11 protein-coding genes are annotated in these 15,831 nt (G+C 72.4%); 7 read left to right on the top strand and 4 right to left on the bottom strand.

Annotated elements, in window-relative coordinates; genetic code table 11:
* Window positions 1-64: 64 nt before the first annotated feature.
* On the top strand, window positions 65-1,156 hold the full coding sequence (locus IF43_RS0109405; RefSeq protein ID WP_051794997.1) for a DNA cytosine methyltransferase: 1,092 nt from the start codon (window positions 65-67) through the stop codon (window positions 1,154-1,156).
* Window positions 1,157-1,344: 188 nt separating this feature from the next.
* Here the strand turns inward: IF43_RS0109405 and IF43_RS0109400 are convergent, their stop codons facing one another.
* Together IF43_RS0109400 and IF43_RS0109390 are read right to left on the bottom strand one after the other, a co-directional pair.
* Entirely contained in the window at window positions 1,345-1,890 is a 546-nt protein-coding gene (locus IF43_RS0109400) for a very short patch repair endonuclease (RefSeq protein ID WP_078910023.1), read from the bottom strand.
* A 94-nt stretch (window positions 1,891-1,984) separates the two neighbouring features.
* A complete protein-coding gene (locus tag IF43_RS0109390) occupies window positions 1,985-4,999 on the bottom strand; it encodes a bifunctional [glutamine synthetase] adenylyltransferase/[glutamine synthetase]-adenylyl-L-tyrosine phosphorylase (protein ID WP_030196688.1) in 3,015 nt (1,004 codons plus the stop codon).
* 385 nt (window positions 5,000-5,384) lie between these two features.
* On the opposite strand from IF43_RS0109390, the gene IF43_RS0109385 reads away from it, so the two are divergent.
* Both IF43_RS0109385 and IF43_RS0109380 read left to right on the top strand, forming a co-directional pair.
* Window positions 5,385-7,619 carry a PIG-L family deacetylase gene (locus tag IF43_RS0109385; RefSeq protein ID WP_063753293.1) on the top strand — a complete coding sequence of 745 codons (2,235 nt, stop codon included), beginning with the start codon at window positions 5,385-5,387 and terminating at the stop codon, window positions 7,617-7,619.
* Window positions 7,620-7,819: 200 nt separating this feature from the next.
* A complete protein-coding gene (locus tag IF43_RS0109380; RefSeq protein WP_030196682.1) occupies window positions 7,820-8,185 on the top strand; it encodes a YbjQ family protein in 366 nt (121 codons plus the stop codon).
* 168 nt (window positions 8,186-8,353) lie between these two features.
* Here IF43_RS0109380 and IF43_RS0109375 read toward each other — a convergent pair whose 3' ends face one another.
* Together IF43_RS0109375 and IF43_RS0109370 are read right to left on the bottom strand one after the other, a co-directional pair.
* Window positions 8,354-9,235: a phosphatase PAP2 family protein gene (locus IF43_RS0109375; RefSeq protein WP_051794992.1), complete on the bottom strand. Its 882-nt coding sequence runs from the start codon at window positions 9,233-9,235 to the stop codon at window positions 8,354-8,356.
* A gap of 161 nt (window positions 9,236-9,396) precedes the next feature.
* A complete protein-coding gene (locus IF43_RS0109370; RefSeq protein WP_030196680.1) occupies window positions 9,397-10,419 on the bottom strand; it encodes a LacI family DNA-binding transcriptional regulator in 1,023 nt (340 codons plus the stop codon).
* 348 nt (window positions 10,420-10,767) lie between these two features.
* Between IF43_RS0109370 and IF43_RS0109365 the strand changes: the two genes are divergently transcribed.
* From IF43_RS0109365 to IF43_RS0109350, 4 genes are all read left to right on the top strand, one after another.
* Complete coding sequence (locus tag IF43_RS0109365) at window positions 10,768-12,042, top strand: extracellular solute-binding protein (RefSeq protein WP_030196677.1); 1,275 nt, start codon at window positions 10,768-10,770, stop codon at window positions 12,040-12,042.
* A 51-nt stretch (window positions 12,043-12,093) separates the two neighbouring features.
* The gene (locus IF43_RS0109360) at window positions 12,094-13,104 is read left to right on the top strand and encodes a carbohydrate ABC transporter permease (RefSeq protein ID WP_030196675.1); all 1,011 of its coding nucleotides are present in this window, start codon (window positions 12,094-12,096) and stop codon (window positions 13,102-13,104) included.
* Window positions 13,105-13,106: 2 nt separating this feature from the next.
* Window positions 13,107-14,018 carry a sugar ABC transporter permease gene (locus IF43_RS0109355; RefSeq protein ID WP_037887903.1) on the top strand — a complete coding sequence of 304 codons (912 nt, stop codon included), beginning with the start codon at window positions 13,107-13,109 and terminating at the stop codon, window positions 14,016-14,018.
* A gap of 128 nt (window positions 14,019-14,146) precedes the next feature.
* On the top strand, window positions 14,147-15,796 hold the full coding sequence (locus IF43_RS0109350; RefSeq protein WP_030196673.1) for a glycoside hydrolase family 13 protein: 1,650 nt from the start codon (window positions 14,147-14,149) through the stop codon (window positions 15,794-15,796).
* The last annotated feature ends 35 nt before the right edge of the window (window positions 15,797-15,831 follow it).

Genomic DNA, 15,831 nt, shown 5'->3' with positions numbered 1-15,831 from the left:
CCTGAGGTACGCTCTCACGTTGCTGAAAGGCCGCACATCCGCAACTCGACACCATGGAGATCACGTGCAACCCGTCCAGATCGTGGACCTGTTTGCTGGCCCGGGCGGGCTGGACGTGGCAGCCGAGAAGCTGGGTGTTCCAGCCGTAGGCGTCGAGTGGGACTCGGCAGCCTGCGCAACCCGCCGCGCGGCTGGGCTCGGCACGATCGAAGGCGACGTACGCCGCTACGGCCCTTCGTCCTTCCCGGACGCTGATGTGCTGGCGGGCGGGCCGCCCTGTCAAACCTTCACCGTCGCTGGTGGTGGAGCCGGGCGGCGCGCCCTGGACGACGTCCTTCGGTTCGTGCACCGCATGACGGCTCGTGAAGATCGCGAAGAGATCGCGAAGGATCTGGCGAAGATGGAGGATGAGCGCACCGGGTTGGTGCTGGAACCCCTTCGCTGGGCGCTCGAAGCGATCGACCAGCATGACAAACCGTACAAGGCGATCGTGCTGGAGCAGGTACCCGCTGTGCTGCCCGTCTGGGAAGCCTATGCGAAGGCCTTGGTCAGCGAGGGGTACTCGGTCGACTGCGGAATCCTCCCCACGGAAGCGTACGGCGTTCCTCAGACGCGAAAGAGGGCGGTGTTGATCGCTCGTTTCGGTGTGGAGTCCGTCGAGCTGCCCGGCCCGACGCACCGTAGCTACCGGAAGGGAATCGCCCGAGACGCTGGTGACGTATCCCTGGCGCCTTGGAGGACCATGGGGGAGGTCCTTGATCGAGACTACCGCTTCTTGGTGATTTCCAATTATGGTACGGGCGGGGATCCTAAGGCGCGGGGGCGGCGAGGTTCGTGGGAACCCTCGGCCACCGTCACTGGCAAGATCTCGCGAAACCGGGTCGTCTCTCCAGACGAAAAAGAACTCGAACGGTTTACTTTCTCGGAAGCCGGACGTCTGCAAACGTTCCCTGGAGACTATCCATGGTCTGGCAAGGACATCGGTCAGCAGATCGGAAATGCCGTACCGCCGCGACTTGCCATGCACATTCTCAGTGCCGCCTTCGGCTGGGCTCCGCCCACGGAGGAAGCCCTGCGGAAGCTGGAGCGTTGGCGTCCTGAGGTGCCGCTTGGTGAGCCTAGCGTCGCCGCTGAGGCCACCGACCCGGACGAGTAGCGCGGGACTGGGGGGCGACTCGGAGCGGCGCCACCGCCCGCTTGCTGTCCGCTCCGCCGCTGCATGGGGCATCTGGGCCCCGGCAGCTGGAGGGAGCCCCGAGGCGCCGACAACGACAGTCGCGGCTTCTCGGGGCCGGCATGGAACGTGCGCTGGGGCGGTAGTGGAACTGCTGCGGCCCAGGCTCGCTACGCCTGGGTGGGTCCTTCCAGGGAATCCGGTCGGGACCGGTCCCGACCTTGGGATGGCTTCCCAGTGAGCTGGGCCGCGCGCCGCTCAGCAACGGCGTCCACGACGCTCCGGCAGCACGCTTCCGAGTCCTCGTGCTCCCAGAAGCGCAGGACCAACCAGCCGGCCTCTGCAAGCCGGGCGTCGGTTTCACGGTCGCGCTGGATGTTGCGGCTGATCTTCTGCCGCCAGAAGTCGGGATTCGTCTTTGGAGCCACGAAGTGCTCCGGGCAGCCGTGCCAGAAGCAGCCGTCCACGAAGACCGCGACCTGCGTCGGCCCGAACACGAGGTCGGCAGTGCGGCGCATAGCCTTCAGGGGCTTGGCGGCGACGCGGTAGCGCAGCCCCGAGGCATGGACCAGCGACCTCAGGGCGCGTTCGGGCGTCGTGTCCCGGCCCCGGTTGCCCAGCATGCTCTTGCGGTTGCCTGCGGACGAGGCCCACGACCCCGCGGGCGGCGTCCAGGGCTCTGTCCCGGAGCCCTGCTCCGGCGTTGACTTCACCATGGGAGAGGGAGTCTAGGCCGGTGCCTGCAGAACTGCACGCCGGGGTTGCTTGAGTCGCCGGGCCCGGACTACGGAGGGGCGGGAGAGGGCCCGCTCACGCCCCGTAGAAGTGTTCCTCCACCACCGCGCGGGCGCGGCGGGTGGTGCGGCGGTAGTCGTCGAGCATCTCGCCCACGCGGCCCGTGGAGTAGCCGAGGTAGCGGGCGACGGCGGCGAGCTCGCGGGGTTCGGAGGGGAACGTGTCGCCCGCGCGGCCGCGGACCAGCATGACGGCGTTGCGGACGCGGGTGGCCAGGACCCAGGCCTCGTCGAGGATCTGGGCGTCCTCGGTGGGGAGCAGGTCCGCCGCGTGGGCCGCGGCCAGGGCCTCGCGGGTGCGCGTGGTGCGCAGGCCCGGCTCCGCCCAGCCGTGCCGCATCTGCAGCAGCTGCACGGTCCACTCCACGTCGCTCAGGCCGCCGCGGCCGAGCTTGGTGTGCAGGGTCGGGTCGGCGCCGCGGGGGAGCCGCTCGGACTCCATGCGGGCCTTCAGGCGGCGGATCTCGCGGACGTCGTCCTCGTGGAGGCCCTCCACCGGGTAGCGCAGCGGGTCGACGAGCTCGACGAAGCGGGCCCCGAGGTCGGGGTCGCCCGCCATCGGCTCGGCGCGCAGCAGGGCCTGGCTCTCCCACACCAGGGACCAGCGGCGGTAGTACGCCGCGTACGAGGCCAGGGTGCGCACCAGCGGTCCGCTGCGCCCCTCCGGCCGGAGGTCCGCGTCGATGAGGAGCGGCGGGTCGGCCGTGGGGAGCTGGAGCAGCCGGCGCATCTCGGCGATGACGGTCTGGGCGGCCTTGGCGGCCTCCTGCTCGTCCACCCCCTCGCGCGGCTCGTGCACGAACAGGACGTCCGCGTCGGAGCCGTAGGCCAGCTCGCGGCCGCCGAAGCGGCCCATGCCGATGACGGCGAAGCGGGTGGGCAGCTCCTCGCCCCACTGGGCGCGCACCGCGGCCCGCAGCGCCCCGGCCACCGTCACGGCGGTGATGTCGGTCAGGGCGGCGCCCACCCGGTCGACCAGCAGCCCGGGGTCCTCCTCGACCGGGTTCTCCTCGGTGCCGTACGAGTCCACGATGTCCGCCGCGGCGGTACGGAAGAGCTCCCGGCGCCGCACGCCGCGCACCACGGTGACGGCGGACTCGGCGTCGTCGGCGCGCCCCACCGCCGCCAGCACCTCCTGCTCCAGCCCCTCCCGCCCGCGCGGCCCGAGGCCCTCCGCGTCGCCGAGCAGCGCCACCGCCTCGGGGGCCCGCAGCAGCAGGTCGGGGGCGAGCCGACCGGCGGACAGGACGCGCGCCAGGTTCTCGGCGGCGGCCCCCTCGTCCCGCAGCAGCCGCAGGTACCAGGGCGTCTTGCCGAGCGCGTCGGAGACCTTCCGGAAGCCCAGCAGGCCCGCGTCCGGGTCGGCGGAGTCGGCGAACCAGCCCAGCAGCACCGGCAGCAGCGTCCGCTGGATGGCGGCCTTGCGGGTGACCCCCGAGGCCAGCGCCTCCAGGTGGCGCAGGGCCGCGGCCGGGTCGGCGTACCCGAGGGCCACCAGCCGCTCGGTCGCCGCGGCCGCGCTCAGCCGCGTCTCTCCCGGTGCGAGCTGGGCGACCGCGTCCAGCAGCGGCCGGTAGAACAGCTTCTCGTGGAGCCGCCGCACCACCGAAGCGTGCCGCCGCCAGGCCTTGTTCAGCTCGGCCACCGGCTCGGTGCGCAGGCCCAGCGAGCGCCCCAGCCGCCGCAGGTCGGCCTCGTCCTCCGGCACCAGGTGCGTGCGCCGCAGCCGGTACAGCTGGATGCGGTGCTCCATGGCGCGCAGGAAGCGGTACGCGTCGTTCAGCTGCGCCGCGTCGGCCCGGCCCACGTACCCGCCGGCGGCCAGCGCCTGGAGCGCGTCGAGGGTGGTGGGGGAGCGCAGGGAGGCGTCGCCGCGGCCGTGCACGAGCTGGAGCAGCTGGACGGCGAACTCCACGTCCCGCAGCCCGCCCGGACCCAGCTTCAGCTCGCGCTCGACCTCGGCGGCCGGGATGTTGTCGACGACGCGGCGGCGCATCTGCTGGACGTCGGCGACGAAGTTGTCGCGCTCGGCCGCCTGCCACACCAGGGGGCTTATGGCCGAGACGTACGCGTCACCCAGCTCCGCGTCGCCGGCCACCGCCCGCGCCTTGAGCAGGGCCTGGAACTCCCAGGTCTTCGCCCACCGCTGGTAGTACGCCATGTGCGAGGACAGGGTGCGCACCAGCGGCCCGTTGCGCCCCTCCGGCCGCAGGTTCGCGTCCACCGGCCAGATCGTGCCCTCGACGGTGGTCTCCGAGCAGATCCGCATCAGGTGGGAGGCCAGCCGGGTCGCCGCCTGGAGGGCCTTGGCCTCGTCCGCGACCGCGGCGCCCGGCACCTCCGCCGGGTGCGGGGCCGCCTCGGCGACGAAGATGACGTCCACGTCCGAGACGTAGTTGAGCTCGTGGCCGCCGCACTTGCCCATCGCGATGACCGCGAGCCGGCACAGCGCCGCGTCCTCGGGCGCCGCCGCCGTCGCGATCCGCAGCGCCGCGCGCAGCGTGGCCGTCGCCAGGTCGGCCAGTTCGGCGGCGGTCTGGGCGACGTCCGTGGTCCCGCACACGTCCCGGGCCGCGATGGACAGCAGGCAGCGCCGGTACGCCACCCGCAGCGCGACCGGGTCGTGGGCCTCGGCCAGACCGGCCTCGAACTCCGCCAGGCCCGGGTGCAGATCGGCCGCCTCGTACGTGACCAGCGCCTGCCAGTCGTGCGGGTGCCGGGCCAGGTGGTCGCCCAGTGCCTCGGAGGCGCCGAGCACGCCGAGCAGCCGGTCCCGCAGCGGTTTGGCCGCGAGCAGGGTCGAGAGCAGGGCGGTCCGGCCGTCCGGATCCTGGGCCTCCGCGAGGCGCGTCAGACCGCGTAGGGCAAGATCTGGGTCGGCAACCGCGCCCAGTGCGTCGAGGAGCACCGGATCGGTGCGAACCGAAGCCAGCTCCGGTGCGTCCAACAGGCGCTCCGCGGCCGAGGGGTCGGTGAATCCGTGCCGGAGCAGCCGGCTGAAGGTACTGCTCCTGCGTCCGGGGACCGTCATCCCGCCGCCTCCGCTTCCCTGGCGTCCGCTCCGGCCTGCCCCGCCGGAATCCGGGTTCCGAGCCTAGCCGGACGCGGGCCTGGCCGGGCCGATCGCGGGTCGAGCCGGGCCGATCGCGGGCCGGGTCCGGGTCCCTCGCGGGTCGGTTCCGGCTCGCGGGGTCGGTTCCGGCTCGTGGACCGGGCGCCCCGGCGTCCGTACGGCCGCCGCACAACCCCACAACCCCACAACTGCACAAACGCCTTGATACCGACCGAACCCGACGAATCGATCCGCCCGATGAACCGACCGCCCCCGATCTCCCTCTGACTGGCTGCCAGCACCCAGCAGCCCCCGACGCACCCCCAGCACCCCTGCCCGCCGTCTCGACCCCAAGGCGTACCCCATGGCCTCTGCCCGCCGCATTCGCTCCGCGGTCCTCGTCACCGTGCTCCTCGCGGGCGCGGTGGGCGCCGCGGCCGTGGTGACCGGAGACGAGGTCACCGCGCTGGACTCGCCGGAGCCCGCCGCCGCCCCCACCCGCACCATCGGGGGCACCGTGCTCCAGGTCGTCGCGCACCCCGACGACGACCTCTTCTTCATGAACCCGGACCTCAGCCGCTCCCTCACCACCGGCTCGGGCCTGACCACCGCCTACCTCACCTCCGGCGAGTCCGACGGGGTCAACGCCGCCCGCGGCCCGCACCTCAAGGACCCCCGCCCCGCCCCCGACCGGGCCCGCTACGCCGAGGCCCGCCAGAACGGCATCCGCTCCGCGTACGCGCAGATGGCCACCGGCGACCGGGCCAGCTCCTGGCGGCGGGCCGCCGTCCCCACCGCCGGTGGCGGCTCCGCCGAGGTCGACACCCTCGTGGCCCGCCCCGAGGTCAGCCTGGTCTGGCTCCAGCTGCGAGAGGCGCGGACCGTATCCGCCGACCGGCCCGACAGCCTGCGCGGGCTGTGGAACGGCCGGATCGGCGGGCTGGAGTCGCAGCTGGCCTCCGGCACGCCGGTCACCAGCCCGTTCGTGTACACGAAGGACCAGCTCATACGCACCATCAGCGGGGTGCTGGAGCGGTTCAAGCCCACGACGATACGGATCCAGGACCCCACCCCGGGCCGGTTCGCACGCAGCGGCAAGGTCACCGACCACCAGGACCACGTGTACGGCGCCCGCTTCGCGCAGGCCGCGATATCCCGGTACGCGCAGTTCAAGGACCGCCCGCACTTCTCCGTCCAGAACTACCTGGGCTACCTCAACAGCTCCCTGCCCCACGTGCTGGACCCGGCCACCGTCAACGCCAAGGTCCGCTTCCTCAAGACGTACGCCTGGCTCGACCGCGACCCCTTCTGCGGCAGCCCGGCCGGCTGCGGCGACCGCAAGGTGGCCGCCCGCCCCACCGGCTACAACTGGGCGCAGTCCCTGCGCTACACGCGCGGCGAGAGCACGTCCTGGCTGGCGCAGGGGCCCGGCGGCGGGCTCTACGCCTTCGCCGTCCTCGACGGGCGCATGGCCCTGTGGCACCGCACCGGCCCGCAGGGCCGCTGGACCGGCCCGGACCTGTTCCACGCCCTCCCCGGCGGTGACCTCGACCCCGGCGCCTGGGCCGTCCGGCTCCCCGACGGCCGGATCGGCGTCTTCGGCACCCGGACGACCCTCGGCGAGCGGGCCGAGGACTACCGCCGCGACGTGGTGTACGCCGTGCAGCGGACCGCGGGCGGCCCCTTCGGCTACTGGCAGTCCCTCGGCACCCCGGAGGCCTCCGACGCGGCCGGCACCTCCGCCATCAGCGGCCCGGCGCCGGTCGTCCTCGACGGCAGCGGCCGGCTGGCCGTGTACGTGCGCGACGCCCGGCGCACGCTGCGCGCGCGAGAGCAGGGGCCCGACGGCCGCTGGGGCCCGTGGCAGCGGCTGGGCGGGGCCGACCTGCAGAACGAGCCGCAGACGGCCGAGGACTCCGCCGGGCGCCGGTACGTCTTCGGCACCACCGCCCGCACCGTGCTGGCCTGGCTCCAGCTCGTCCCGGGCGGCCCGTTGACCGGCCCGTACCGGACGGGCCTGCCGGCCACCACCGTGCCGCTGACGGCGGTGCCGGAGGGGAAGGGCGTACGGATCCTCTTCCGCAAGCCGGACTCGGGGGCGGTGCGCGGCGTGCGGGTGGAGGCCACCGGCACCGGACCGCGGATCTCCCCGGTCGGCGAGCTCGGGGCCGGCTCGGGCTACGGCGCGGTGGGCGTGGCCGGCACCTTCCTCACCGGACGCGCGGCGGCCGGCACCGTCGCGGTCGCGCCGCGCGCGGTCCCGCCGGCCTGGACCGAGTCGGAGCTGCTCTTCGCGGGTGCGCCGGCGGGCACGGTGGAGGCCTCGGGCGCGTCCACGATGGCGGTGCTGGGGCTCGACGCGCAGCTGCACTGGACGACGTACCCGAAGGGCATGGGCCCCGGTACCGGTCCCGCGGCGCACCCCGGCTCCCGCGCCGGCGCCGGTACGGGCGCCGGCACCGCCCCCGGCCGGGGGTCCGGTACGGGGGCCGACCTGCGGCGGCCGCAGCCGTGGCGGCTCGCGGTCAGCGAGCCGGAGGACGCCAAGGAGCCGCGCCGGATGCCGGGCGCCACCTCCGGCGGGCGGCCGCCGCAGTAGGCGGACCTCCGCCCGGAGGGCGCCCTGGCCCCGGCCCCCGCCCCGGCCCCGGCCCCAGCCCGGCCCCAGCCCCGGCCTCGGCCCCAGCCCCGGCTCCGGCCCCCGCCCCCGCTCAGGCCGGCCCGCCGCCGGACGCCGCCGGACGCCCGTCCGGGCGTCTCCGGCGTGCGCCGGGGACGGGGTCCCACGAGGCTGGCGCCATGGGAATCGATGACTTCGGCGGCGGCCAAGGGCCCGAGTCCACCATCCTCGTCGTCACCACCAATGACGTGCCGGGGTACCGCGTGCAGCGGGTGATCGGGGAGGTCTTCGGCCTGACCGTCCGCTCCCGCCACGTCGGCAGCCAGATCGGCGCCGGCCTGAAGTCCATGATCGGCGGCGAGCTCAAGGGCCTCACCAAGACCCTGGTGGAGACCCGCAACCAGGCCATGGACCGGCTCGCCGAGCACGCCCGGGTGCGCGGCGCGAACGCCGTCCTGGCGATGCGCTTCGACGTGACCGAGGCGGCCGACGTCGGCACGGAGGTGTGCGCGTACGGCACGGCCGTCGTCATCGGCCCGCAGTAGTCGACGGCCCGGGGCACGCGGAGCCCCGCGCGCAGAGCCCCCGGCACGGAGAAGGCCCCCGTACGTAACGGGGGCCTTCGTGGTCCGTGTCCGTGTCCGTGCCCGTGCCCGTGCCCGTGTCCTCGGCCGGGCCGGCGTACGGCCGGCAGGCCTCGGCCGCTCAGCGGCTCAGCGGCGTATGCGGTTCAGCAGCGCGTTCGACAGCGGCGGCGGGGACGTGTCCAGCGGCTGCTTCGGCAGCCGGTGGGGCAGCGACCCGTACCAGGCCAGCGAGACGCCGAAGCCGAAGGCGAGGCACAGCATGCCGCCGACGGCGTCCAGCCAGAAGTGGTTGGCGGTGGCCACGATGACCACCAGGGTGGCGACCGGGTAGAGCAGCCCCAGCACCTTCGCCCACGGCACCGAGGCCAGCGCGAAGATGGTCAGCCCGCACCACAGCGACCAGCCGATGTGCATGGAGGGCATGGCGGCGTACTGGTTCGACACGTGCTTGAAGTTGCCGGAGGCCATCGAGCCCCAGGTGTGGTGCACCAGCACCGTGTCGACGAAGTTCTCGCCGCTCATGAGGCGCGGCGGGGCCAGGGGGTACAGGTAGTAGCCGACCAGCGCGACGCCGGTGGTCGCGAAGAGCACCAGGCGCGTGGCGGCGTACCGGCCGGGATGGCTGCGGTAGAGCCACACCAGCACGCCGATGGTCACGAAGAAGTGCAGCGTGGCGTAGTAGTAGTTCATGCCGACGATCAGCCAGGTGACGGAGTCCACCGCGTGGTTGACCGTCTTCTCGACGGCGATGCCGAGGGTGTGCTCCAGCTGCCACAGCCAGTCGGCGTTGCGCAGCGCGGCGGCCTTCTGCTCCGGGACCGCGTTGCGGATCAGTGAGTACGTCCAGTAGCTGATCGCGATCAGCACGACCTCGAACCAGAGGCGGGGACGTCGCGGGGCGCGCAGCCGCTCGACCAGGGTGCGACTGGGCCCCGGAGGGTGCTCGCTCACGGTGGGTGACGAGACGTCCGTCCGGGTTTCCAGTGTCTTCACGCTCGCTTCACCCATAGGGAAAGAGTCTGCCAGATGGGTCTATCCGTCCGATCATCCCTCGGGACGGTCTTGGCCGCACCCGATCAGCCCAGAGGACGACCCCGACCCCTGGGGGGCGGGACGCATGTCCCTTACGTCCGCCCAAGGGCCCGGTCACGTCCGCGGGCGGGCCCCGATCATGCCCGTCCCGGTCCGGAGGCCGTCGAGCCGCGGACGACGAGTTCGGGCATGAAGACGAACTCGGTGTGCGGGGCGGGGGTGCCGCCGATCTCCTCCAGCAGCGTGCGCACGGCGGCCTGGCCCATCGCCTGCACGGGCTGCCGGATGGTGGTCAGCGGCGGATCGGTGAACGCTATGAGCGGGGAGTCGTCGAAGCCGACCACCGAGATGTCCTGGGGGACCCGCAGCCCCTGCTGGCGGGCGGCCCGGATCGCGCCGAGGGCCATCATGTCGCTGGCGCACACCACGGCGGTGCAGCCCCGGGAGATGAGGGCGCCGGCCGCGGCCTGGCCGCCCTCGAGGGAGTAGAGGGAGTGCTGGATCAGCTCCTCCGCCTCGTCGGAGGTGAGTCCGAGCCGCTCCTTCATGCCCGCGACGAAGCCCTCGATCTTGCGCAGTACGGGAACGAACCGCTTGGGGCCGACCGCGAGCCCGATGCGGGTGTGGCCCAGCGCGGTCAGGTGCGTGACGGCCAGCTGCATCGCGGCCCGGTCGTCGGGGGAGACGAAGGGCGCCTGCACCTTCGCGGAGAAGCCGTTGATGAGGACGAAGGGGACGCCCTGGGCGCGGAGCTGGTCGTAGCGGCCGGTGTCCGCGGTGGTGTCCGCGTGCAGGCCGGACACGAAGATGATGCCGGAGACGCCGCGCTCGACGAGCATCTCGGTGAGCTCGTCCTCGGTGGAGCCGCCGGGGGTCTGGGTGGCCAGCACCGGGGTGTACCCCTGGCGCGTGAGGGCCTGGCCGATGACCTGGGCGAGGGCGGGGAAGATCGGGTTGTCCAGCTCGGGGGTTATCAGGCCGACGAGTCCGGCGCTGCGCTGGCGCAAACGCACCGGCCGCTCGTACCCGAGGACGTCGAGTGCGGCAAGCACGGATTCGCGGGTGGCCGTGGCCACACCGGGCTTGCCGTTGAGCACGCGGCTGACTGTGGCTTCGCTGACCCCCGCCTGGGCTGCGATGTCGGCAAGCCTCGCGGTCATGGGAGTGGACTGTACCGGTCGCATGTCAGATTTCCCACCGAATCGGGGGCACCGCGGGGGCGGCCGACGGGGGTGCGGGCCGTGCTGACGGCTTGCAGGAAGTCCTTGCAGGCTTCGAGCCGTACGTAAAGGTCATATCGGGACAACATCCGCACCGGGGCCGGGGTTACGGGGCCGGCTGGCCGAAACCGACAGCAAGGCGCGGCAACCTTCCGGACACGTGGATGTAACGATCCCCGCTCCTTGCAGAAATTTGCCGCAAGGTCTTTCCGAAGGCTTTCGGCCTTGTTACGTTCCCTGCAACTCGGGACCGCGACGAGGCGGACGGGCATCACTGAAGGAGTTCACATGCGGCGTGGCATAGCGGCCACCGCGCTGGTCGCGGCCCTGGCGCTCGCGGCAACGGCTTGCGGCGGCGACAACGGCGACGACAGCGGCGACAAGAAGGCGGGCGGCGAGCTCTCCGGCACGGTCACCTGGTGGGACACCTCCGGCGACACGGAGAAGGCCGTCTTCCAGAAGCTGGCCGAGGGCTTCACCGCCAAGCACCCCAAGGTCACCGTCAAGTACGTCAACGTGCCGTACGGCGAGGCCCAGAACAAGATCAAGAACTCCTTCAGCAGCGGCTCCGACGCCCCTGACGTCATCCGCGCCGACGTCGGCTGGGTCGCCGACTTCGCCTCGCTCGGCTACCTGGACAAGGTCCCCGCCGACACCGCCAAGAAGGTCGACGGCGAGTTCCTCGCCCAGGCCGCCGCCTCCGGCAAGTTCGAGGGCACCACGTACGCGGTCCCGCAGGTCATCGACACGATGGGCCTCTTCTACAACAAGAAGATCCTCAAGGACGCCGGCGTCGAGGTGCCGAAGTCCCTCGAGGAGCTGAAGAAGGCCGCCGCCACGATCAAGTCCAAGACCGGCAAGACCGGCCTGTACCTGCGCGGCGACGACTCCTACTGGTTCCTGCCCCTCATCTACGGCGAGGGCGGCGACCTGGTCGACGCGAAGAACAAGACCGTCACGGTCGACGGCCCGGCCGGCGTGAAGGCCTTCAAGGCCGCCCGCGACCTGGTCACCTCCGGTGCCGCGATCACCAACGCCACCGACGGCTGGAACAACATGGAGACCGCCTTCAAGTCGGGCAAGGTCGCCATGATGGTCAACGGCCCCTGGGCCGTCGCCGACGCCTACGCCGGTGACCAGTTCAAGGACAAGGGCAACCTCGGCATCGCCGCGGTCCCGGCCGGCTCCGCCGGCCAGGGCGCCCCGCAGGGCGGCCACGACCTGGCCGTCTACGCCGGCTCCAAGAACCGCGACGCCGCGCACGCCTTCGTCGACTACATGACCTCCCAGGAGGTCCAGGTGCAGACGACCAAGGACCTCAGCCTGCTGCCCACCCGCACCGCCGCCTACGAGGCCGCGGACGTCAAGGGCAACACGATGGTCCAGTTCTTCAAGCCCGCCGTCGACAAGGCCGTCGAGCGCGCCTGGATCCCGGAGAACGGCAGCCTGTTCGCCCCGCTCCAGGTGCAGTACACCAAGGCCGTGACCGGTGCGGCGAGCCCCGAGGACGCGGCCAAGGCGGCCGGCGCCGAGTTCCGCAAGATCCTCAAGGGCTGGAAGTAACGGCCGACCGGCCGTAGACGGAAGACGGTAGAGGAAGGCAGGCCGACTGAGATGGCTGTGCACACCAGCCAGTCGGTGGCGAAGGCCGCGGGCGATGACATCGCCCGCGGCCGGAGCCGCAGGACTGACCAGCGCCCCGGAGGCATCCGCAGGGCCCTGTCGACGCACTGGTACGCCTGGGCCATGGTGGCCCCGGTCGTCATCGTGCTCGGCGTGATCATCGGTTGGCCGCTGGTCCGCGGCATCTACCTGTCGCTGACCGACGCCAACGAGCGCAACGTCGCCCGCACCATCGGCGTCAACCACATCGACGCCACCTACGAGTTCGTCGGCCTCGACAACTACGCGGCGGTGCTGGGCGACCCGGTCTTCCTGCAGCGCCTGGTGTGGACCGTGGTGTGGACCGTGGCCTGCGTGTCCATCACCTTCGCGCTCGGCCTGACCCTCGCCAACATGCTCAACCGGACCTTCCGGGGCCGCGGCTTCTACCGGATGGCGCTCATCCTGCCGTGGGCCGTGCCCGGCTTCGTGTCCGTCTTCGCCTGGCGGTTCCTCTTCAACCGCGACAACGGCATCCTCAACAAGCTCCTCGACGGCGGCGGCATATCGGCGATCCCGTGGCTCGACGACCCCACCTGGGCCAAGGTCTCGGTCATCGCCGTCAACGTCTGGCTGGGCGTCCCCTTCATGATGGTGGCCCTGCTCGGCGGCCTGCAGTCCATCCCCGGCGAGCTGTACGAGGCCGCCGAGATGGACGGCGCCGGCCCCTGGCAGCGCTTCCGGCACATCACGATGCCCGGACTGCGCACCGTCAGCATGACGGTGGTCCTGCTCTCCACCATCTGGACCTTCAACATGTTCCCGGTGATCTACCTGCTCACCCGGGGCGGGCCCGGCGACTCGACGGAGATCCTGGTGACCCAGGCCTTCCGCCAGGCCTTCATCTCCACGCCGCGCGACTTCGCCGGCTCGGCGACCTGGGGCGTGCTGATCCTCGCGCTGCTCATGATCTTCGCGCTGGTCTACCGGCGTTCGCTGCGCAAGCAGGGAGAGGTGTGGTGACCATGGCCACGACGAACGCCCCCACCGCCGACACCGCCGCCGCCCCCGCGGGCGCGGCGTCCACCAAGGCGGCCAAGCCGGTCCGCCGGCGCGGCGAGCGCTCCCCGCTGGCCTCCTTCGGCCTGCACGCCACCCTCGCGGTGGCCGCGATGATCGCCGTCTTCCCGGTCCTGTGGGTCCTCCTGACCTCCCTCAAGCCGGCGAAGTACGCCATCACCACGGACTTCTTCAAGGAGCCCACGCTCGACAACTACCGCTACCTGGTGGACGAGACCTCCTTCTTCACCTGGTTCGGGAACTCCGCGCTGATCGCCGCCGTCACCACCGTGCTCGGCGTCCTCATCGCGGCCACCACGGGCTACGCCGTCAGCCGCTTCAAGTTCCCCGGCATGCGGCCGCTGATGTGGACCCTGCTCATCACGCAGATGTTCCCGATGGCCATCCTGATCGTGCCGCTCTACAACCTGATGGGCGACATGGGCCTGCTGAACCAGCCCGTCGGCCTGATCATCACGTACCTCACCATCGCGGTGCCGTTCTGCGCCTGGATGATGAAGGGCTTCTTCGACACCATCCCCGTGGAGATCGACGAGTCCGGCCGGGTCGACGGCCTGAACCCGTTCGGCACCTTCTGGCGGCTCATCCTGCCGCTGGCCAAGCCGGGCCTGGCGGTCACCGCCTTCTACTCCTTCATCACCGCCTGGGGCGAGGTCGCGTACGCCTCCGCGTTCATGGTCGGCGACGAGAACCTGACCCTCGCCGGCGGCCTGCAGACCTTCGTCACCCAGTACACGGCCAACTGGGGCCCGATGACCGCGGCCTCGGTCCTCATCGCGGTCCCCGCGGCGATCTTCTTCGTCTTCGCCCAGCGGCACCTGGTCGCCGGCATGACCGCCGGCGCCACCAAGGGCTGACCCCGAAGGCCCGGGCCCCCGCACAGGGCCCGGGCCCGTCGGCCGCCCCTCGACCCACGCACCTGTTCCAGCGCCGCGCCGCCGCCGACCACGGCGGCGCCGCCCCACCCCGAAACCTCAGGGATGACATGACCCAGCACCTCGCTGCCCCCGCCGCACCGACCACCGGCACGCACACGGGATGGTGGAGAGACGCGGTGATCTACCAGGTCTACCCGCGCAGCTTCGCCGACAGCAACGGCGACGGCATGGGCGACCTCGAGGGCGTGCGCACCAGGCTCCCCTACCTCAAGGAACTCGGGGTCGACGCCGTCTGGCTCAGCCCGTTCTACGCCTCCCCGCAGGCCGACGCGGGCTACGACGTCGCCGACTACCGGGCCATCGACCCGATGTTCGGCACCCTGCACGACGCCGACGCGCTGATCCGCGAGGCCCACGCCCTGGGCCTGCGCATCATCGTCGACCTCGTGCCCAACCACTGCTCCGACCAGCACGAGTGGTTCAAGCAGGCGCTGCGCGAGGGCCCCGGCTCCCGCCTGCGCGAGCGCTTCCACTTCCGCCCCGGCAAGGGCGAGAACGGCGAACTGCCGCCCAACGACTGGGAGTCCATCTTCGGCGGCCCCGCCTGGACCCGCACCGCGGACGGCGAGTGGTACCTGCACCTCTTCGCGCCCGAGCAGCCCGACTTCAACTGGGAGCACCCGGCCGTCCAGGACGAGTTCCGCTCCATCCTGCGCTTCTGGCTGGACCTGGGCGCCGACGGCTTCCGCGTCGACGTCGCCCACGGCCTCGTCAAGGCCCCCGGCCTGCCCGACATCGGCGGCAAGGACCAGCTCAAGCTGCTCGGCAACGACGTCATGCCGTTCTTCGACCAGGACGGCGTCCACGAGATCTACCGCTCCTGGCGCCGGATCCTCGACGAGTACGAGGGCGACCGCGTCCTGGTCGCCGAGGCCTGGACCCCCACCGTCGAGCGCACCGCCCGGTACGTCCGCCCCGACGAGATGCACCAGGCGTTCAACTTCCAGTACCTCACCACCGACTGGGACGCCGCCGCGCTGCGCGAGGTCATCGACGGCTCGCTGGCCGCGATGCGCCCGGTCGGCGCCCCCACCACCTGGGTGCTGTCCAACCACGACGTCACCCGGCACGCCACCCGCTTCGCCAACCCCGCCGGCCTCGGCACCCAGCTGCGCGAGCAGGGCGACCGCGAGCTCGGCCTGCGGCGGGCGCGCGCGGCCACCCTGCTGATGCTGTCGCTGCCCGGTTCCGCGTACGTCTACCAGGGCGAGGAGCTCGGCCTGCCCGACGTCACCGACCTGCCGGACGAGGTGCGCCAGGACCCGTCGTTCTTCCGCGCCGCCGGCCAGGACGGCTTCCGCGACGGCTGCCGGGTGCCGATCCCGTGGTCCGGCACCGAGGCCCCGTACGGCTTCGGCCCGGTCGCCGGCGGCCCGAGCTGGCTGCCGCAGCCCGACTCCTGGGCCGGGCTCAGCGTCGAGGCCCAGAGCGGCGACCCCGAGTCCACCCTGGAGCTGTACCGGGCCGCGCTGAAGCTGCGCCGCTCCCACGCCGACCTGGGCGCCGGCGAAGAGGTCGAGTGGCTGGAGGCGCCCGAGGGCGTCCTGGCCCTGCGCCGCGGCTCGCTGGTGTGCACGGTCAACACCACGGGCGAGGCCGTGCCGTACCCGGTCGCGGGCACCCCGCTGCTGGCCAGCGGCCCGCTCGCCGGGGCCGGCGAGCTGCCGGCCGACAGCGCGGTCTGGTGGCAGCTTTGACCGTTCCCGTCCCCCGGGACGCCGATGCGTTCGGC

Origin of the sequence: Streptomyces sp. NRRL S-87, from assembly GCF_000719335.1 — a bacterium.
GTDB lineage: Bacteria > Actinomycetota > Actinomycetes > Streptomycetales > Streptomycetaceae > Streptomyces.
Note: the sequence above shows the minus strand (reverse complement) of the source record. Positions and strands in the feature narration are given on the sequence as shown.

Coding starts and splice junctions, on each gene's coding strand:
- IF43_RS0109400 (WP_078910023.1), bottom strand. CDS start 1,890: ATGGTGAAGTCAACGCCGGAGCAGGGCTCCGGGACAGAGCCCTGGACG.
- IF43_RS0109390 (WP_030196688.1), bottom strand. CDS start 4,999: ATGACGGTCCCCGGACGCAGGAGCAGTACCTTCAGCCGGCTGCTCCGG.
- IF43_RS0109385 (WP_063753293.1), top strand. CDS start 5,385: ATGGCCTCTGCCCGCCGCATTCGCTCCGCGGTCCTCGTCACCGTGCTC.
- IF43_RS0109380 (WP_030196682.1), top strand. CDS start 7,820: ATGGGAATCGATGACTTCGGCGGCGGCCAAGGGCCCGAGTCCACCATC.
- IF43_RS0109375 (WP_051794992.1), bottom strand. CDS start 9,235: ATGGGTGAAGCGAGCGTGAAGACACTGGAAACCCGGACGGACGTCTCG.
- IF43_RS0109370 (WP_030196680.1), bottom strand. CDS start 10,419: ATGACCGCGAGGCTTGCCGACATCGCAGCCCAGGCGGGGGTCAGCGAA.
- IF43_RS0109365 (WP_030196677.1), top strand. CDS start 10,768: ATGCGGCGTGGCATAGCGGCCACCGCGCTGGTCGCGGCCCTGGCGCTC.
- IF43_RS0109360 (WP_030196675.1), top strand. CDS start 12,094: ATGGCTGTGCACACCAGCCAGTCGGTGGCGAAGGCCGCGGGCGATGAC.
- IF43_RS0109355 (WP_037887903.1), top strand. CDS start 13,107: ATGGCCACGACGAACGCCCCCACCGCCGACACCGCCGCCGCCCCCGCG.
- IF43_RS0109350 (WP_030196673.1), top strand. CDS start 14,147: ATGACCCAGCACCTCGCTGCCCCCGCCGCACCGACCACCGGCACGCAC.